At 64.6% G+C, this 18,806-nt stretch carries 15 protein-coding genes and 2 pseudogenes; 10 read left to right on the top strand and 7 right to left on the bottom strand.

Annotated features, from left to right (window positions below; genetic code table 11):
* The 4 genes from cobM (at position 1) to QSV36_RS23670 (ending at position 5,178) form a co-directional block, all read left to right on the top strand.
* Entirely contained in the window at positions 1 to 753 is a 753-nt protein-coding gene (gene cobM, locus QSV36_RS23685) for a precorrin-4 C(11)-methyltransferase (RefSeq protein ID WP_289135091.1), read from the top strand.
* Positions 754 to 818: 65 nt separating this feature from the next.
* Entirely contained in the window at positions 819 to 1,070 is a 252-nt protein-coding gene (locus tag QSV36_RS23680; RefSeq protein ID WP_289135088.1) for a DUF1272 domain-containing protein, read from the top strand.
* Positions 1,071 to 1,277: 207 nt separating this feature from the next.
* The gene (locus QSV36_RS23675; RefSeq protein ID WP_225777646.1) at positions 1,278 to 1,892 is read left to right on the top strand and encodes a response regulator transcription factor; all 615 of its coding nucleotides are present in this window, start codon (positions 1,278 to 1,280) and stop codon (positions 1,890 to 1,892) included.
* 13 nt (positions 1,893 to 1,905) lie between these two features.
* The gene (locus QSV36_RS23670) at positions 1,906 to 5,178 is read left to right on the top strand and encodes a transporter substrate-binding domain-containing protein (RefSeq protein ID WP_289135085.1); all 3,273 of its coding nucleotides are present in this window, start codon (positions 1,906 to 1,908) and stop codon (positions 5,176 to 5,178) included.
* Here QSV36_RS23670 and QSV36_RS26190 read toward each other — a convergent pair.
* From QSV36_RS26190 to gnuR, 3 genes and pseudogenes are all read right to left on the bottom strand, one after another.
* Positions 5,153 to 5,584: pseudogene (locus QSV36_RS26190) on the bottom strand (methyl-accepting chemotaxis protein); the annotation flags it as partial. The gene QSV36_RS23670 and the pseudogene QSV36_RS26190 overlap by 26 nt on opposite strands.
* Before the next feature lie 105 nt (positions 5,585 to 5,689).
* Positions 5,690 to 6,373 (bottom strand): annotated as a pseudogene (locus QSV36_RS26185) (PAS domain-containing protein); the annotation flags it as partial.
* A gap of 228 nt (positions 6,374 to 6,601) precedes the next feature.
* Positions 6,602 to 7,621, bottom strand: coding sequence for a transcriptional regulator GnuR (gnuR, locus tag QSV36_RS23660; RefSeq protein ID WP_289135079.1), 1,020 nt, complete (start codon positions 7,619 to 7,621; stop codon positions 6,602 to 6,604).
* A 205-nt stretch (positions 7,622 to 7,826) separates the two neighbouring features.
* Here gnuR and QSV36_RS23655 point away from each other — a divergent pair, with 205 nt between their 5' ends.
* From QSV36_RS23655 to QSV36_RS23645, 3 genes are all read left to right on the top strand, one after another.
* A complete protein-coding gene (locus QSV36_RS23655) occupies positions 7,827 to 8,366 on the top strand; it encodes a gluconokinase (protein WP_289135076.1) in 540 nt (179 codons plus the stop codon).
* Positions 8,367 to 8,474: 108 nt separating this feature from the next.
* Complete coding sequence (locus tag QSV36_RS23650) at positions 8,475 to 9,827, top strand: GntP family permease (RefSeq protein ID WP_170030110.1); 1,353 nt, start codon at positions 8,475 to 8,477, stop codon at positions 9,825 to 9,827.
* 84 nt (positions 9,828 to 9,911) lie between these two features.
* Positions 9,912 to 10,205 carry a hypothetical protein gene (locus QSV36_RS23645; protein WP_289135072.1) on the top strand — a complete coding sequence of 98 codons (294 nt, stop codon included), beginning with the start codon at positions 9,912 to 9,914 and terminating at the stop codon, positions 10,203 to 10,205.
* A gap of 38 nt (positions 10,206 to 10,243) precedes the next feature.
* On the opposite strand, the gene QSV36_RS23640 is transcribed toward QSV36_RS23645, so the two are convergent.
* From QSV36_RS23640 to QSV36_RS23625, 4 genes are all read right to left on the bottom strand, one after another.
* Positions 10,244 to 11,671 (bottom strand): sigma-54-dependent transcriptional regulator, encoded by a 1,428-nt coding sequence (locus tag QSV36_RS23640; RefSeq protein ID WP_289135070.1) that lies wholly within the window; start codon positions 11,669 to 11,671, stop codon positions 10,244 to 10,246.
* A complete protein-coding gene (locus QSV36_RS23635) occupies positions 11,640 to 13,133 on the bottom strand; it encodes a sensor histidine kinase (RefSeq protein WP_289135067.1) in 1,494 nt (497 codons plus the stop codon). The genes QSV36_RS23640 and QSV36_RS23635 overlap by 32 nt, the downstream gene beginning before the upstream one ends.
* Positions 13,134 to 13,334: 201 nt before the next feature.
* Complete coding sequence (locus tag QSV36_RS23630) at positions 13,335 to 14,816, bottom strand: sensor histidine kinase (RefSeq protein ID WP_289135064.1); 1,482 nt, start codon at positions 14,814 to 14,816, stop codon at positions 13,335 to 13,337.
* 144 nt (positions 14,817 to 14,960) lie between these two features.
* Positions 14,961 to 15,551: a lytic transglycosylase domain-containing protein gene (locus QSV36_RS23625; protein ID WP_289135062.1), complete on the bottom strand. Its 591-nt coding sequence runs from the start codon at positions 15,549 to 15,551 to the stop codon at positions 14,961 to 14,963.
* Between the two features lie 186 nt (positions 15,552 to 15,737).
* Here QSV36_RS23625 and gspG point away from each other — a divergent pair, with 186 nt between their 5' ends.
* The 3 genes from gspG to mexE all read left to right on the top strand — a co-directional run bounded on the left by gspG (position 15,738) and on the right by mexE (position 18,798).
* Positions 15,738 to 16,163, top strand: coding sequence for a type II secretion system major pseudopilin GspG (gspG, locus tag QSV36_RS23620; RefSeq protein ID WP_289135059.1), 426 nt, complete (start codon positions 15,738 to 15,740; stop codon positions 16,161 to 16,163).
* Between the two features lie 11 nt (positions 16,164 to 16,174).
* A complete protein-coding gene (locus tag QSV36_RS23615) occupies positions 16,175 to 17,365 on the top strand; it encodes a type II secretion system F family protein (protein WP_289135056.1) in 1,191 nt (396 codons plus the stop codon).
* Between the two features lie 191 nt (positions 17,366 to 17,556).
* Positions 17,557 to 18,798, top strand: a complete 1,242-nt coding sequence (gene mexE, locus QSV36_RS23610; protein ID WP_289135053.1) for a multidrug efflux RND transporter periplasmic adaptor subunit MexE — start codon at positions 17,557 to 17,559, stop codon at positions 18,796 to 18,798.
* The last annotated feature ends 8 nt before the right edge of the window (positions 18,799 to 18,806 follow it).

Genomic DNA, 18,806 nt, shown 5'->3' with positions numbered 1-18,806 from the left:
ATGACGGTCTATTTCATCGGCGCCGGGCCCGGCGACCCGGAACTGATCACGATCAAGGGGCAACGGCTGATCCGCCAATGCCAGGTGATCATCTATGCCGGCTCGCTGGTGCCTGCTGCGGTACTCGAGGGCCACCAGGCCGCTACCGTGATCAACAGCGCCGAACTGCACCTGGAACAGATCATCGCGGCCATGCGCAATGCGCACGAGCAAGGCCATGACGTCGCCCGGGTACACAGTGGCGACCCCAGCCTGTACGGTGCCATCGGCGAGCAGATCCGCCACCTGCAAGCACTGGGCATCGACTACCAGATCGTTCCCGGCGTCACTGCCACAGCGGCCAGCGCCGCCCTGCTCGGCTGCGAACTGACCCTGCCGCAGGTCGCGCAAACGGTGATCCTGACCCGCTATGGCGACAGCTCGCCAATGCCGCCTGGCGAGCAGCTGGGCGACCTCGCGCGGCATGGCAGCACCCTGGCGATTCACCTGGGGGTTAAACACCTTTCGCGCATTGTCGATGAGTTGCTGCCGCACTACGGCGCGCAGTGCCCGGTGGCGGTGGTCCATCGCGCCACCTGGCCAGACCAGGACTGGGCGCGCGGCACCCTGGGCAATATCGTCGAACGCGTGGCAGCAAAAGGCTTTCGGCGCACCGCGCTGATCCTGGTCGGCCATGTGCTGGGCGACACACCCTTTGCCGAGTCGGCCTTGTACCGTGCCGGGCACGCCCACCTTTACCGCCCTGGCGACTGAGCATTGCCAGGTGCGTCGCAGGCGTAGCAGACTCCGTATTCCCACCTGCGAACTGGAGTCATGCAATGCTGGAGCTACGCCCCAATTGTGAATGTTGCGATACCGACCTGCCGGGTGACAGCAGCGACGCGCTGATCTGCTCGTTCGAATGCACGTTCTGTCGCACCTGCGCTGATACCCGTTTCCAGGGCCGTTGCCCGAACTGCTCCGGCCAGCTGGTGGCCCGCCCGGCACGGGTCGGCCAGGCCCTGGCCAATAATCCCGCCGCTACCCAGCGCGTGAACAAGGCGCATTCCGCCTGTGCCAGCACGGCCTGAAAACCGGCATCGCCGCTTTTTCCCAGGGCGACGCCCCTCCTTTGTAGGACTTTTCAACAACAAACGCGGGGACTTTCAACACTTCTATACTCGGCATTACCAAACGTTCGGAATGGTCGTATCGTGCAGCGCGTCCGATAACCCCATTTGTTGACGTATTCCTGAGTGATCCAGGAAGCGGACCACATCTTCACAGGAGTTTTCCTCATGACAACCGTGCTGATCGTTGACGACCATCCCATCGTCCGGCTGTCGTTGCGCCTTCTACTCGAGCGCGAGCGCTTCCATGTCGTCGGCGAGGTCGGCAATGGCAGCGAGGTGGCGCAGGTGGCCCGCGAACTGCGCCCTGATGTAGTCATTCTCGATATCGGCCTGCCTGGCCTGGACGGCATGGAAGTGATCAAGCGCCTGCAGTGCCTGGAACCGGTGCCCAAGATCATGGTGCTGACCGGGCAGGCCACCGACCTGTACGTGCGCCGCTGCCTGGACGCCGGGATCGGTGCGTTCGTCACCAAGGAAGAAGACCATGAAGCCCTGCTGTTTGCCCTCAAGGCCTTGGTCAAGGGCTACTCGACCTTTCCGCAGATGTCGGTCAACAGCAACTCCCTGGAAAGCGAGCCCGTGCGCCTGGCCAGCCTCTCCAACCGGGAAATGGAAGTGCTGCGGCGCCTGGCACGCGGCGAAAACAACAAGAACATCGGCACCTGCATGAACCTCAGCGCCAAGACCATCAGCACCTACCGGGGCCGCATCATGGAGAAGCTCAAGACCGAATCGCTGGTGGAAATGGTCGACCTGGCCAAGCGCAACAGCGTCTACTGAGCGCGCGACTGTCATGAAGCGCCTGCTGGCAAGCGCCCTTCTGGCCATCGGCCTGGTCAGCTCCGGCACGCTGCTGGCCAACAGCGAACCTCGCCAGTTGCTGGCCCGCTCGGTCAGCGCCGCCGCGCCTCTGGCACTCTCCAGCGAGGACCGGCAATGGCTGCAGCAACGCCAGCGCCTGGTGCTGGGCAGTTCACGGCCCGACTATCCTCCGCTGGAAATCAATGTCAGCCAGGGTGACTATGAGGGCCTCAGCGCCGATTACGCAGGAATCATTGCCGAGCAACTAGGTATCGACATCGAAGTGCGCCGCTTCGACAGCCGCCATGAAGCCATCGCTGCGCTTCGGGACGGCCGGATCGACCTGCTGGGCAGTTCCAACGCGTTCGAGGCGGCCGACGCCCAGCTCAGCCTGAGCGCGCGCTATGCCGATGACCTCCCGGTCATCGTTACCCGCGAGGGGACGAACCTGAAGAACACCTCCGATCTTGCCGGCCTGCGCCTGGCCATGGTCGACCATTACCTGCCCGCCAGCAGCGTCCGGGCCCTGTACCCGAAAGCGCAACTGAGCCTGTATCGCTCGACCCTCGCCGGGCTGGCCGCCGTCGAGCTGGGTGAGGTCGACGCCTACCTGGGTGATGCCATCAGTACCGATTTCACGATTGGCAAGATTTACCAGGGCACCTTGAAGATCGACCACTTCTGCCCGGTCGCCCCCGGGGCGTTCGCCTTTGCCCTGGCCAATGACAACCCACGCCTGCGCCGGCTGGTCGACGCGGCGCTGGCGCGCATCAGCGATAGCGAACGCCTGAACATCCTGCGCCGCTGGAGCAGCGGTAACACCAGCCTTCTGTTGCAGCGTCATCTCGCCGCACTGAGCGATGAAGAAGAGGCCTGGATCGCGGCCAACCCCGACATCAGCGTACTGGTCAACACGTCGCTGGCACCGTTGACGTTCAACGACACCCAGCATCGCCCCAGCGGCATCACCCTCGATCTGCTCAAGCAGATATCGCTGCGCACGGGGTTGCGTTTCAAGCCGGTCGAAAGCCCTTCGGCCCACACCATGATCGAGCAACTGGTCCGCGGTGACGCGCAGATGATCGGTGCCCTGGGCTATGGCGCAGACCGTTCGAAACAGCTGCGCTATACCCGTCCCTACCTGGTCAGCCCACGGGTACTGGTGTCCCGCAGCGACACCCCGTCACCGGTGGTGGCCAGCGCGCTGCAAGACCAGCGTATTGCCTTGGTACGCGGCTCTCCGCAAACGGCCCTGTTGCAGCGACGCTACCCGCAGGCCAAGGTGGTCGAAGTGGACAACCCGCTCGGCCTGATGGAGGCCGTGGCCAACGGTAACGCCGACGCCGCCCTGAGCAGCCACATCAATGCTACCTATTACATCAACCATGTATTCAAGGACCGGTTGCGCATCGCCAGCGTGCTCGATGACGACCCCGCCGTCGCCGCCTTTGCCGTGGCCGCAGACCAGCCTCAACTGCAGGCGATCCTCGACAAGGCGCTGCTGAGTATTCCCCCGGAAGAGCTGGACCAGCTGATCAACCGCTGGCGCACCAGCACCCTGGTCAGCGACAGCCCCTGGCGCGACTACCGCACCCTGGCCCTGCAGGTCCTGGTGCTATCGGCGTTGCTACTGGCCGGGGTGGTGTTCTGGAACAGTTACCTGCGCAAACTCATCAACCAGCGCACCGAGGCCCAGCATGCGCTGCAAGCACAGCTGGCACTGAGCCGGGGCCTGCTGGAGCAACTGCGCCAGGCCAAGGACGACGCCGAGCAGGCCAGCCAGACCAAAAGCACCTTCCTGGCCACCATGAGCCATGAAATCCGCACACCGATGAATGCCGTGATCGGCCTGCTGGAGATGGCCCTGGAAGACAGCCGCAGTGGCCGATGCGACGCCCAGACCCTGCAGACTGCCCATGATTCAGCCATCGGCCTGCTTGAACTGATTGGCGATATCCTGGACATTTCGCGTATCGAATCCGGGCACATCACCCTGCAGCCGGTGCCCACCAACCTGGTCGAGCTGGTACGCGCCAGCGTGCGGGTGTTCGAAGGCAATGCACGGGCCAAAGGCCTGCACCTGCACAGCGAACTGCCTGCCACGCCGGTCTGGGTCCTGGCTGATCCGCTGCGGCTCAAGCAGGTCCTGTCCAACCTGATCAGCAACGCCATCAAATTCACCGACCGTGGCGAAGTGCAGGCCAGTCTGCAGTTTTCCGCGCAGGACACTGAGCACCTGGCGGTGGTACTGAGCGTGCGCGACACCGGCATCGGTATCAGCCCTGCCGACCAGGCCCGGCTGTTCAATGCTTTCGTCCAGGCCGACGGCCCACGGGCCCGCCAGGGTGCGGGTCTGGGCCTGGTCATCAGCCGCACCCTGGCCGAGTTGATGGGCGGCACCTTGAGCCTGCAAAGCGTAGAGGGCGTGGGCACCAAGGTGCAGATCAACCTGCAGCTTCCCGCCTGCACGGCACCGGCGCAGGCCGAACAGCACGCCCCGGCCATGGAAAGCGACAGCGGCCCGCTTGACATCCTGGTCGTCGACGACTACCCCGCCAACCTGCTGTTGCTGGAGCGCCAGCTGCATACCTTGGGCCATCGCGTGACCCTGGCCGAGAACGGCGAAACCGCTTTGACACGCTGGCAGGCAGAACACTTCGACCTGGTGATAACCGATTGCAGCATGCCGGTCATGGATGGCCATGAGTTGACCCGTCGTATTCGCAGCCTCGAAGGCGAGCGCGGCCTGCCGCCATGCCGCATTCTCGGGGTGACCGCCAACGCCCAGGCCGAGGAGCGTGCCCGCTGCCTGGCCAGCGGCATGGACGAATGCCTGTTCAAACCGATCGGCCTGCGTACGCTCAAGACCCATCTGCCCCAGGCCCAGCAGCAGCCGCAGCAACCACCAGCGCATCCCGGCAGCGGGCTCAACCTCGGCGAACTGCACCACCTGACCCAGGGCGATGAACAACTGACGCGGCATCTGCTGGAGCAACTGCTGCAAAGCGTCAGCGACGACCTGGCGGCATTGCGCGCACTGGCCGCAGACGCCCCCGGCGAGGCGTTGCGCGCCCTGGCTCACCGGATCAAGGGCGGCGCGAAGATGCTCAAGGTGCGGACGCTGGTCAAGGCCTGCGAAGCGATCGAACAGGCCTACGACCAGGGCCGCCCGACAGCGCAACTGCGCGTGCAACTGCAGGACAGCTTGCAGGGCCTGCTGGTCGAGCTGGGCGATGCACTCAGTGCAATTGCAACGTCGAACTGATCTGGCTGATGGCATCCACCACATGCCGTGAGCCCTGCTGGATTTCCATGATCACCGTGCCCGCCTCGTTGGCCAGCGCCACACCATGACCGGTGCGATTCAGGCTGGACTGCATGCTGGCCACCGCCAGCAGCGACAGGTCATGGTTCTGGCGTACCACATCGACAATTTCCAGGGTCGCCTTGCTGGTCCGCGCCGCCAGGCTGCGTACCTCGTCGGCGACCACGGCAAAACCGCGCCCATGCTCGCCGGCACGGGCCGCCTCGATGGCTGCATTCAAGGCCAGCAGGTTGGTCTGGTCGGCGATCCCGCGTATGGTCAGCACGATCTGGCCGATCACATCCGACTGTTTGCTCACCGCATCGATACTGCGTGCGGCGTCGTTCAACTCATGGGAAATCTGCTCGATCACCTGCACGGCCTGCTGTACCACCTGCGTGCCCTTGCGCGCGCAGGCATCGGTTTGCACCGAGCTGGCGTGGGCGGCATCGGCAGCGCTTTGCTGGGTGCTGACCTGGCGAGTAATGTCGCTGGCGAACTTGACGACCTTGTACAAGCGCCCCTTGCTGTCGAAGATCGGGTTGTAGGAAGCTTCCAGATAGACCGTCCGCCCGTGCTTGTCGACGCGCTCGAAACGGTGCGAATGGTACTCGCCGCGGTTGAGCGACGCCCAGAACTCGCGGTAACCGGCCGACTCGCGCTCATGCGCCAGGCAGAATAGCCCGTGGTGACGACCGACCACTTCCTCCAGGCGATAGCCCATGGTGTCGAGGAAGTTCTGGTTGGCCTTGATCACCCGCCCTTGCGGGGTGAACTCGATCACCGCCATCGAGCGGCTGATGGCCTTTAGCAGGCTCTCGCTCTCGTGCTCCTGGACCACCCGCTGGCTGATGTCGGACGCCACCTTGATCACGCTGCTGACTTGCTGCTGCTCATCCAGTACCGGCATGTAGCTGGCCTCCAGCCAGACTTCACGGCCGGCCTTGTCGACGCGCTCGAACGTACCGCTGAGGGCCTTGCCCTGCGCCAGTTCACGCCACAATTGCTGGTATTCGGAGCTTTTCGCATAGGCAGGATCGCAGAATAGCCGGTGGTGCTTGCCGCGCAATTCGTCAGCGCTGTAGCCCATGGCCTGGCAGAAGCGCTCGTTGGCATCGAGGATGGTGCCGTCGGGGGCGAACTCGATCATCGCCATCGAACGGCTGATCGCCGCCAGCTTGGCCTGCAAACCGGCCAGCGCCTGATGGCTGCGCTGAATCTCGACCAGATCGGCTTTGCGATGGAAATCGAACATGACCCCGGACTCCTGTGTGCGCGGTGTCCTGAGCATAGATCGCCGCCAGCGCCGTGCAAGCACAGTGCTACCACTGCAGAAATCGCTACGGGTTCATTAGCCAATGCTGTTGTTCTGCAGCGTTGCAGGTCAGGAGCTTTCCCGCACCATCAATTCGAAGCCAAGGTCCTGCTGGGCGGTCGCTACCCGCTTGCCGTCGAGCAACGCCAGCAGCGCCTGCGCTGCCCCACGCCCGACGGCGGCCCTGGGCGTGCGGATCGACGTCAGTCGCGGCACCATGTGCGCCGACGCCGGCAAGTCGTTGAAACCGACCATGGCTACTTGCCGCGGTACCTCGACCCCTTGGCGCAAGGCCTGGAGGACCGCGCCCTGGGCCAGGTCGTCGTTACAGAAGAAAATGCCGTCGACGTCCGGCGCCTGCTGCAGCAGCTGGCTGAATAGCGCGCTGCCCAGGGCGATGGACGAAGGCTCCGGCGCCAGCACCTCCAACTCGGCTGCCTGCAGGCCGGCCTCGGCCAGCGCCTGGCGGAAGCCTTCGGCACGCTGCATCACCCGCGGGTCGAGCTGCGCAGCAATGAATGCCAGGCGCTTGCGCCCGCGCTCGATCAAGTGGCGTGCCGCAGCGCGCCCAGCTTGCTGCTGTGAAAAACCGACCGACAATGCCCCGGCGTCGCCGTTGAGTTCCATCATGTGCACACACGGCACGCCACTGGCCGCCAGCATCTGCCGCGATGCCTCGCTGCGTTCGAAGCCGGTCAACAGCATGCCGCAGGGCTGGTAGGCCAGGTAGTTGCGGATCAGGTTCTCTTCCTCGGCGAGGTCGTAGTGGTAGTTGCCGATCAGCACCTCCAGCCCACGCGGGCGCATGACATCGTGGATCGCTTCCAGGGTGTCGATGAACAGCTGGTTCGACAGCGACGGAATCAACACTACCACCGACTGGCTGCGCGCCGAGGCCAGAGCCCGGGCCGCCGGATTTGCCACATAGCCCAGGCTTGCCGCTGCGGCAACGACCTTTTCGACCAGTGCCGGGGCAACGGTGCTGACACCACGCAAGGCGCGCGATGCGGTGATCGGGGAAACCCCGGAATGCCTGGCAACTTCAGCCAGGGTAGGACGACCTGTGGTGCGCGAGCCGGTGCGGGACATGGATGTTGTAATTTTACTACTTGCAAGGAAGGGGAACGGCCACTAAGGTAGCGCTGTCTCAGGACGCAGGCAATGTAATCTTTGGTCGCAGCCACCGCCGGCTCGCCGCCGAGCGTCCATACTGCGTATGACAAGATCAATAACACCGGGGAGGTGACTGTTCGTCGACGACGAGACAGCGCTATCTCACCCGCAGGAGGTACAGATGAATTCTCCCCTGTCTGCCATCGTGGTGATGGGCGTGGCCGGTTGCGGCAAAAGCTGCATCGGCGCTGCCATCGCCGCCCGAAGCGGTGGCCGCCTGATCGAAGGTGACGCGTTCCACCCTGCCGAGAACATCCGCAAGATGAGCGCTGGCATCCCCCTGGACGACAGCGACCGCGCCGGCTGGCTGGTGCGCCTCGGCCAGGAATTGCAGGCAACCACCCAGGCCGGGGAGCGCCCGATCCTCACCTGCTCGGCACTCAAGCGGCGCTACCGCGAAACCCTGCGCGAGGCCATGCCCGGGCTGGTATTCGTGTTCCTCGAACTGTCGCCCGCCGAGGCGGTAAAACGCGTGCTGGCCCGTCCCGGGCATTTCATGCCGGCGAGCCTCATCGACAGCCAGTTCGCTGCGCTGGAATCGCCGCGTGGCGAACCCCTGACCCTGCCACTGGATGCTACCCAACCCATCGACGCGCTTGCCGAAGCGGTAGACAGCTGGCTAAAGCAGCGTGGTGAGCGGAGCCTGGCCCAAACCGCCTGACCCGGCGGCTTCATCGGCCTGGCAAAGACAGCGCTACCCGACCCGTACCTGCGGGCAAAGTTTCAAACATCTACGCCAAAACAACGATAAGACCGAGGCCTTCAAACCATGTTCGGACTGGCTACTGATACCTTCCTGCTGCTCGACGCGCTGGTTACCATCGTCGGGCTGATCCTGCTGATCACCCACTTCAAAGTCCACCCCTTCGTCGCCCTGACTCTCGCGGCCGGCTTCCTTGGCCTGACCTCCGGCATGCCGGTGGCCAAGGTAATGAAATCGTTCCAGGACGGCTTCGGTGGCGTACTGGGCTTTGTCGGCATCGTGCTCGCCCTAGGCACCATGCTCGGCAAGCTGATGGCCGACTCCGGTGGCGCCGACCAGATCGCACAAACGCTGATTCGCGCCTTCGGCAAGAAGAACGTGCACTGGGCAATGATGTTCGCCGCCTTCCTGGTGGGTATCCCGCTGTTCTTCGAGATCGGCTTCGTGCTGCTGATACCGCTGGTGTTCATCGTCGCCCGGCGCTCCGGCGTGTCGTTGATCAAGATCGGCATTCCGCTGCTGGCCGGGCTGTCGGTGGTGCACGGCCTGGTCCCGCCGCACCCGGGCCCGCTGCTGGCCATCGGCATCTTCCATGCCGACATCGGCAAGACCATCTTCTATGGCCTGATCGTGGCCCTGCCGACCGCCATCATCGCCGGCCCGCTGTTCGGTAACTTCATCTCCCGCTACATCCCCGGCAGCCCCTCGCAGGAGCTGATGGACCAGATCGCCAAGGAGTCCGACCAGGGCAACCTGCCGAGCTTCACCATCACCCTGGTCACCGTGCTGCTGCCAGTGGTACTGATGCTGCTGAAGACCTTCGCCGACGTGGTACTGCCCGCCGAGCACATCGTGCGCCAGTGGATGGACCTGATCGGCCACCCCATCACCGCGCTGCTCGCGGCCCTGCTGCTGGCTTTCTACACCTTCGGCGCGGCCCGTGGCTTCAACCGCCAGCAGATCATGAAAATGCTCGACCAGAGCCTGGCACCGACCGCCGCGATCGTGCTGATCGTCGGCGCCGGCGGTGGCTTCAAGCAGATGCTGGTGGACACCGGCGTGGGTAACGTGATCGGGCAGATGGCGGTGCAGGCCGAGATCTCGCCGATTCTGCTGGCCTGGCTGGTGGCCGCGGTGATCCGCATCGCCACCGGTTCCGCCACGGTCGCCACCATTACTGGCGCGGGCATCGTCGCGCCGGTGATTGACCTGGTTCCGGGGGTGAACCGTGAGCTGCTGGTACTGGCCACCGGTGCCGGCTCGCTGATCCTGTCGCATGTCAACGATGCCGGTTTCTGGCTGGTGAAGCAGTACTTCAACATGACCGTGGCGGAAACCTTCAAGACCTGGAGCATGATGGAGACCATCCTGTCGATCGTCGGCATCATCTTCATCCTGTTGCTGTCACTGGTGGTGTGACCGTTGATCGGGGTGATGGCACCCAGCAGCGCCGGGTGGGGCCGAAAGGAAGTATCAGCCCTACCCGAAGCCAAGGAGCCTGCCATGCCCCGTTCAAGCATCCTGCTGATCACCCTGTTCGCTGCGCCGCTGGCCCTGGCCGCCGGTACTGGCCCCACCTACCCCGACGACCCGCACAACCCGGCGCCCAAGCCGGGCGTGGACAGCACCCTCAACCCTATCGAGCAGCCCATGCCACGCGATACCGACCCGCGGATCAAGGGCAACGACCCCGACAGCCCGCCGGCCAAGCAAGATGACAACCGGGACTTGCCGGGAATGGATGGCAGCGGCTCGGAAGGAACCGGGCGCCAGGGTGGCGCCGACAACCAGCGTTGAGCCACAACCGGAAGCTGCCATCTACCTGTGGCAGCGCATCACCACTGGCGCTTGTCCGGCCTGGTCAGCCCCAGCTTCTCGATGCGGTAGCGCAGCATGTCCCGCGACAGGCCGAGCATGCGCGCAGACTTGGTCACGTTCCAGTCCGTGCGGTCCAGGGTCCTGCACACCAGGTCGCGCTCCATGTCCGGCAGGCTGGTCCCCGGCTCGGGCTCATGCCGGGGGATGTCGAACATCGCAGGTGCCGGTTGCTGCACCATTGGCTCGTCAATCAAGGTCAGGCACAGGTTCAGCTGGTGTGCCTGCACCACGTCGTTCGGAGCCAGCAGCACGGTCTGCTCCAGCATGTTGCGCAGTTCACGTACATTGCCCGGCCAGCTGTAGCCGAGCATCAGGTTTTCCGCTTCGGCGGAAAAGCGCAGGTTCGGTTTGCCATAACGCCTGCCATGGTGGGCCAGGAAGTGCCTCGCCAGCAGCAGCACATCCTGGCCACGGGCATACAGGCGCGGTACTTTCAGGGCGATGATGCGCAGGCGGAAGAACAGGTCGCGACGGAACTTGCCCTGCTGCACCATCTGTTCCAGGTTGCAGTTGGTGGCGCTGATCACCCGCAGGTCGACCTTGCGCTCCTTCACCGCACCAATGCGGCGGATGCTGCGGTCCTCCAGCAACTTGAGCAGCTTGGCCTGCAAGGTCAGGTCCATTTCGCCAATCTCGTCGAGGAACAGGGTGCCGCCATCGGCCGCCTCCACCAAGCCCACCCGGCGCTCCTTGGCATCGGTAAAAGCGCCCTTCTCGTGGCCGAACAGCTCCGCTTCCAGCAGGTTGGCCGGGATCGAGGCGCAGTTGAACTCGATGAACGGCCCTTTGCTGCGTGAACCGTCGAAATGCAGGGCCCGCGCCACCAGTTCCTTGCCGGTGCCGGTCTCGCCTTCGATCAGCACCGGCGGCAAGTCGTTGCTGGTCATGCGCCGCTCGGCGTCCAGCAGCTGGCGCAAAGTATGCTTGAGGGTCAGCATGCACGGCGATTCGCCGATCAACGCCTGCAAGCCGGACTTCTGCGCCTCGCGCTCCTGGTAGAACGACAACGTGCGCTCCATGCGTTCGGTGGCCAGGGCCTTGTCCAGGGTCAGCTTGAGTTCGGCCAGTACCACCGGCTTGGTCAGGTAATGGAACGCCCCCTCCTTCATGGCCTGTACCGCATCTTCGACATTGCCGTAACCGGTCATCATGATCACTTTCAGGTCCGGCACCTGTGCCACCAGGGTGCGCAGCAGGTCGTGCCCGCTCATGCCCGGCAGCGAGTTGTCGGTCAGCACTGCATCGGGTAGGGCCCGCTTGATGTGCTCCAGCGCCTGTTCCGCGCTGTCGCACAGGGTGACCTCGAAGCCCTTGAGGCTGAGGTAGGTACGGATGTTGTCGGCGAGGACTTCATCATCCTCGACGACCAGAATGCTGTGCTCCATGGGCCCCTCCCGCTGCAATGTTGAATGTGAGGCTGACGCGGGTTCCTTCCTGTTCACGGCTGCTCAGGCTGACCGAACCGCCAAAACGCTCCATGATGCGCTTGACCAGGGCCAGGCCTACGCCAAGGCCGCCCTGCTTGGTGGTGTAGAACGGCTTGAACACCATGCGTTCCTGTTGCTGGCTCATGCCCTTGCCGGTGTCGACCAGGACCAACTCGGCGCGCTGGCCATCCTGCACGCTGACCTGGGCGCACAGCAGGCCGCCCTCAGGCATGGCTTCCAGGGCATTGGAAAACAGGCTGTTGAGAATCTGCGTGAGCTGCAGCGGCTGGCTGTTCACCCACTGCAGAGCGGGGCCTTCGTAGCGGAAGCGTATGCCGTTGCGCTCGATCTGCTGGGCGAAAGCCAGCCGGGTATCCTCGATGGCCGCCACCAGGTCCACGGCTTCGGCCTCGTCGCTGGTGGGGCGCAGCGACACCAGAAAATCGCGTACCCAGCGCGACATGCGGTCGACCTGGCTGATGATGTCAGCGATGTTCTTTTGCGCCGCAGGGGCGGCGATTTCCTGAGCCAGCTCGGCGCTGGAGCGGATGTTCGCCAGCGGGTTGCGCAGGCTGTGCGCCACCGCAGATGACATCTCGCCCAAGGCGACATAGGTTTCATTGGCCACCAGCCGGTCCTGCTGCAGGTGCAGCAGCTGCGCGGCACGCCGCACGATCCAGAACAGGCCGAAGTAGATCAGCGCCCCACCCACCAAAGTCGAGGCCCAGATCAACACGTAGCCGCGCTGGATGCGCCGGGCCAGGTCCTGGGGCTCCTTGTAGATTTCAACCATGGCCAGCACCTGTTCGCCTTGGCTGTCGAACAGCGGAATGTAGTTTTCAATGAACAGCGAACGCGGTTCACGCTGGAACTTCTGCTCTTCGCGGTCATCGTTGGCCTGGTGGTAGCTGGCCGAGACAGCCTTGCGCGAGTGGAAAGCGCGGTCGAGGTCGCCATCGGCCTCGATGCGCTCGCCGATCAGCGCCGGGTTGGTTGACCAGATGATGGTGCGATCGCGGGCATAGACGTTGGCCAGCAATATGTCCGGCAGGTGCGCGACATGGTCGAGGAATTCCACCCGGGTCGATTCGGCAAGCGCCGGACTGAACTGCAAGTGCTGCTGGTCCAGGCGGGGATCGAGCAGCTCGCCCATGGTGCTGCCCGGCGGTAATTGCGAATGGCGCACCTCGGCTAGAGCGATGGCCTGGATGAACTGTGCGGTCAGCATGGCGTCGCGCTCGACACTGTCGCGCACCACGAAACGTGTCGACACATAACCCAGCCCACCCGCCACGGCGGTAATGATCAGCAGGCTGATCAGTGAGAACCAGCGCAGCAGGTTGAACTCGAGCATTGGCATGGCCAGACCGCGAGCGGTCGTAGTGGCCTTGCCTTGAACGTCGTTCTGCAACATCTGCATGTGCATCCACCCCGGCAGCCGCAGCTGCATACATTGTCGCGCTTCACCTAGCGGGCAGCAAAAATCCGGCCAGCCATTAAAAACACCTAACAATCTTTACGAATCAAGGAGTTAGCAAATTTTGTTAAGCCCCAGTAGAGGAAAAATCCCCACATTTGGGGCATTTCACCCAAATCACGCATTTCCTTTAGAAACAGCAGGTTATGAACGTTTTCTAATTTTTTCAGAAGCATTGAACAGACGAAAAGCTAACGAAACCCGGGTGCCAAGACCTTCGCGGCTGCTAAGCCGGACCGTGCCACCGAAGCGTTCCATGATGCGTTTCACCAGCACCAGCCCCACACCCAGCCCACCCTGCTTGGTGGTGAAGAAGGGCCGGAAGGCCATGCGCTGCTGCGCTTCGCTCATGCCCTTGCCGTTGTCGCAGAGGCGCAGGATCAGGCTCCGCCGGTCATGCCGTACCACCTCGACACGCAGCCGCCCACCCTGCTCCATCGCCTCCAGGGCGTTGGCGATCAGGCTGCTGAAAACCTGCCGCAGTAGCGCCGGGTGCCCCAGTATCTGCACTGCCGGCAATGCCTGCAGATCCAGGCTCACCCCGCCGCGCGCCAGCGGTACCGCATAGGCCTGCAGGCTATCCTGCAGCGCCTGCGGCAGGTCCACCGCCACCGCCTCATCGTCGATCGGGCGCAGCGATTGCAACATCTGGCGAATCCACTGCGACATGCGGTCGACCTGGCTGATGATTTCGTTGACGTTGCGCTGCGCCGGGCCATCGTCGAAGGCCTGCGCCAGTTCGGCGCTGGAGCGGATGTTGGCCAGTGGGTTACGCAGGCTGTGGGCCACCGCCGAAGACACCTCGCCCAGCGCCACATAGGTTTCGTTGTTGACCAGGCGTTTCTGCTGCACCGCCAGCAGCCGCGCGGCGCGGTGCATGATGCCGTACAGGCCGAAATAGACCAGGCCGGCGCCGACAGCGATCGCCAGCCAGATCAGGACTAGCCCACGCTCGATGCGCCCGATCAGGTCATGGGGCTCCTTGTAGATCTCGACCATCGCCGTGACCTGCTCACCATCAGCAGTGAACAGCGGAATGTAGTTCTCGATGAACAGCTGCTCGGGCGGGGCGACAAACTTCCGTTCGGCACGCACCTGGTCGACGCCCTGATAGCTGGCCGCGACCCGCATCCTGTAGTCGAAGGCCCGCTCCAGGTCAGCATCGCCTTCGATCAGCTTGCCGACCAGCGCCGGGTTGGTGGACCAGATCACCGTTCGGTCGGGCGCATAGATATTGACCAGCAGCATGTCGGGCAGGTGGGCGATATGGTCGAGGAACTCGCCCCGTGCCCTGCGCCGGGCGTCCGGGTCGAGGTCGAGCAGGTTGTTGCCATCATTGCGCGGGTCGAGAAGCTCACCCATGGTGCGCACATTGGGGATCGACACATGACGCACTTCGGCGTCGGCGATGGAGGTAATGAACTGAGCGGTGAGCAAGGCATCGCGCTCGACGCTTTCGTCGATGATGAAACGGCTGGATATCAGCCCCAGCCCGGCCGCCACCGAAACAATGATCGCCAGGCTGACCCAGGCGTACCAGCGCAGCAGGTCGAACGGTCTGCGCGAGGTGGCCAGCTCGCTACAGGCAGGCACTTCGATAGTGTCGGAACGAGGGGGGATGTCCATGGCGGACTCCACGGCTGGGCACCTTCAGAAGGTTAGCCCAGAGTCGGGGAAGCCATCGCTTCGGCCCGATGCTATCCGCCGAAGGGTATTGCCTGGTCCCGGCTGCCAGCGCGCGCCCGGTGGGCCTCGGCGCCTGCTGGTCGGTCACGGCCTGCTGTCTGTCAGGCCTTGCAACCTGCGGTATTCCCGCAACACATCGGGCACATAGCGCCGGGTCTCGGCGAACGGCGGTACCGCGCCGCGGCGTAGCACCGCCTCGGGGCCGGCGTTGTAGGCGGCTACCGCGAGGGTGATGTCGTTGTCGAACAGGTCGAGCATGCGCTTGAGGTAGCGCGCCCCACCCTGCACGTTGTCTTCCGGGTCCAGGCGGTCTTGCACGCCCATTTCACGGGCGGTGTCCGGCATCAGCTGCATCAACCCTACCGCGCCCGCCGGTGACCGCGCCTTGGGGTTGTAACCGGACTCGGTCTTGATCACCGCATGCAGCAGCGCCGGTGGAACATTGTGGGTGCGCGCTGCGGCGGCCACCAGCCTGGCGTAGGGGCGCCCGGTGATCAGCTGCGCGTTGGCCGGCCCGGCCTGGCCCTGCGGCTCGCTGATCACGGTTTCGTAAAGGCGCCCGGGCCGATGGACGTTGGTCAGTATGTAGCTGCCTTTGGCATCAATGGACACGTACACATCGGCCTGGGCAGCGCCTGCGGCGAGCCAGACCAAACCGAGAATGAGTCCACGCATGTCGGTCGCCTCTTCGTCGTGCCCCCAAACTGGGGGGAAATGCCCCGGAAAACCCAAGGTCGATGAGCACGACGCAAGCACTGTGCCGCTTCCGTTGCGGCATGGCGCAAGGCCCTGAGGCAGACGTGCACGGCTGTTGCATGGTGCCTGCACAACACGAGTCCCGATGCAGCGGAGGGCTTCACCATGCAGCGCAGAACCAACCCCCAGTGTGGCTTCACCCTGCTCGAACTGTTGGTCGTGCTGGTGGTGCTCGGCCTGTTGGCCGGCATCGTTGCGCCCAAGTACTTCAGCCAGCTCGGCCGTTCCGAAGCCAAGGTCGCGCGGGCGCAGATAGAGGGGCTGAGCAAGGCCCTGGATCTGTACCGGCTCGAAGTCGGCCATTACCCCAACAGTGAGCAAGGCCTGCAGGCACTGGTGGTCGCGCCCAGCGGCGAAACGCGCTGGACCGGCCCGTACCTGCAGAAGGCCGTGCCGCAAGACCCATGGGGCCGGCCGTACATCTACCGGCAACCCGGCGAGAACGGCGCTGAATACGACCTGCTGTCGATGGGCAAGGACGGCCAGCCGGGTGGCGACGGCGAGAACGCCGAAGTCACCAGCTGGCAGTAGGCAGCGCGGCCATGCGCTATGTCCTCAAGGCCCTGGGCAGGCAGGGCGTGGTGCAGCTGCAGATCGACGCCGAGGACCCCGAGCAGGCCCGCCGGCAGGCCAAGGACCAGGGCCTGCGTGTGCTCAGCCTGCATGGCCAGGGTGGCGCCCTGTGGCAGCTGGCCAGGCGCCGCCAGGCCAGCTTCGAGCTGGTGCTGTTCAGCCAGGAGCTGGCGACCCTGCTCGGCGCCGGCCTGCCGCTGATCGACGCGCTGGAAAGCCTGGCGGAAAAGTCCCCGGCAGGCGCGACGCGCAAGGTATTGAACGAGTTGGTCCGCCAGTTGTACGAGGGCCGTTCGCTGTCCCAGGCCCTGGCCGCGCAACCACGGGCGTTCCCGCCGCTTTACGTGGCGCTGGTGCAGTCCAGCGAGCGCACCGGTGCGCTGGCTGACGCCCTCACCCGCTACATCGGCTACCGCCAGCGCCTGGACCTGGTACGGCAGAAGCTGCTGGGCGCTTCGGTCTACCCCTTGCTGCTGTTGCTGGTTGGCGGTGGCGTAGTGTTGTTCCTGCTGGGCTACGTGGTGCCGCGTTTCAGCCAAGTGTTCGAGGGCATGGGCAGTGAGTTGCCCTGGCTTTCCCGCGGCCTCATGCAGGTCGGCCTGTTCCTGCACGCCTGGCAACTGCCGCTGGCACTGGGCGGCATCGGCTTGCTCACGCTGCTGTGGCTGCTACGCCGCCGGCCACGGGTGCGGCGCTGGGCCGCCCGCCAGTTGCGGCGTGTGCCGGCGCTGCACCAGCGCTTGCTGATGTACGAACTGGCACGCTTCTACCGCTCGCTGGGCATCCTCCTGCAGGGCGGCATTCCGGTCCTCAGCGCCATGGGCATGGCTCACGGACTCCTCGGCAGCGTCGCGGCCCAAGGCCTGGAGCAGGCCTGTCAGCGGGTCGGCGAGGGCCTGCCGCTGTCCGAAGCGCTGCAGGCCGGGCAACTGGTGACGCCGGTCTCGCTGCGCCTGCTGCGGGCCGGTGAGCAGTCCGGTAACCTCGGCGAGATGCTGGAGCGCTGCGCCGATTTTCACGACCAGGAGATCGGCCGCTGGGTGGAATGGTTCGTCAAACTGTTCGAACCGCTGCTGATGACGTTCATCGGCCTGCTGATCGGCCTGATCGTGGTCCTGATGTACATGCCGATCTTCGAGCTGGCGTCGAGCATTCACTAAGGCGTGGGCACCTGCGCCTGTACGCCGCGCGGCGCTCTGCAATGCGCCCCGACCGGCAAACCGAGGTTGGCGTCGATGATCGCTCCGCAGATATCATTCGGCGTGATAATGACCTTCGTCCCGTTCGATTCGTGCCTTGCGCGCAAGACACTCACACTCCGCCCACTACTCATATTCTGGCGGAGTTCTCCATGGAACAATCACTCAAACCCTTGCGCTTTCCCCTCGCTGCCCTGGCAGTGGTGGTGATCAGCGCTTGCGGCCGAACCCCCGACGCAGTGCAGGCTCCCACCGCGCCGAAGGTCAGTGTGGCCAAGGTAATCGAGCAACCGATCAATGAATGGGACGAGTTCACCGGCCGCCTCGAGGCCCCGGAAACCGTCGAAGTACGCCCGCGGGTGTCCGGCCAGATCGACCTGGTGGCATTCACCGAAGGCGCCCAGGTCAAGAAAGGCGACCTGCTGTTCCAGATCGACCCACGCCCGTTCCAGGCCGAGGTCCGCCGCCTCGAAGCGCAACTGCAGCAGGCCAAGGCCACTGCCATCCGCAGCGCCAACGAAGCGCGCCGCGGCGAACGCCTGCGTGACAGCAACGCAATCTCCGCAGAACTGGCCGAATCGCGCAGCAGCGCCGCCGCCGAAGCCCGCGCCGGGGTTGACGCGATCCAGGCCCAGCTTGACCTGGCCCGCCTCAACCTCAGCTTCACCCGTGTCACCGCGCCGATCAGCGGCCGGGTCAGCCGTGCCCAGTTCACTGCCGGCAACATCGTGACTGCCGATGTCACCCCGCTGACCAGCGTGGTGTCTACCGACAAGGTGTACGCCTACTTCGACGCCGACGAGCGCGTGTACCTCAAGTACACCCAGCTGGCCCGCGAAGGCCAGCGTGGCCAGAGCACCCCCGTGTACCTGGGCCTGACCAACGAAACCGGCAACCCGCACCTGGGGCAGATGAACTTCGTCGACAACCAGGTCAACCCGCGCACCGGCACCATCCGTGGCCGGGCGGTATTCGACAACAGCGACGGCCAGTTCACCCCCGGCCTGTACGCCCGCCTGAAGCTGGTCGGCAGCGCCCAGTACCACGCCGTGCTGATCAACGACGAAGCGGTGGGCACCGACCTGGGCAAGAAGTTCGTGCTGGTGATGGACAAGGACAACAAGGCCACTTACCGCGCCGTCGAACTGGGGCCGAAGCTGGAAGGCCTGCGCATCGTGCGCAGCGGCCTGGGCAAGGACGACCGCATCGTGGTCAAGGGCCTGCAGCGTGTACGCCCGGGTTCGCCGGTCACGCCGGAAGAGACCCCGATGGCCAGTGAACAGACCCTCGCCGCCCTCGCCCAGCAGCGCCAGGCCCTGGAGGCCAGCAACCCGGCGCCGAAGGTGGCGGGCAATAACGTGAAAGTCGCCAGCGCCCCGGCGCCACGCGGTTAAGGGACCCC

Origin of the sequence: Pseudomonas sp. BCRC 81390, assembly GCF_030341915.1 — a bacterium.
Classification (GTDB): Bacteria; Pseudomonadota; Gammaproteobacteria; order Pseudomonadales; family Pseudomonadaceae; genus Aquipseudomonas.
Note: the sequence above shows the minus strand (reverse complement) of the source record. Positions and strands in the feature narration are given on the sequence as shown.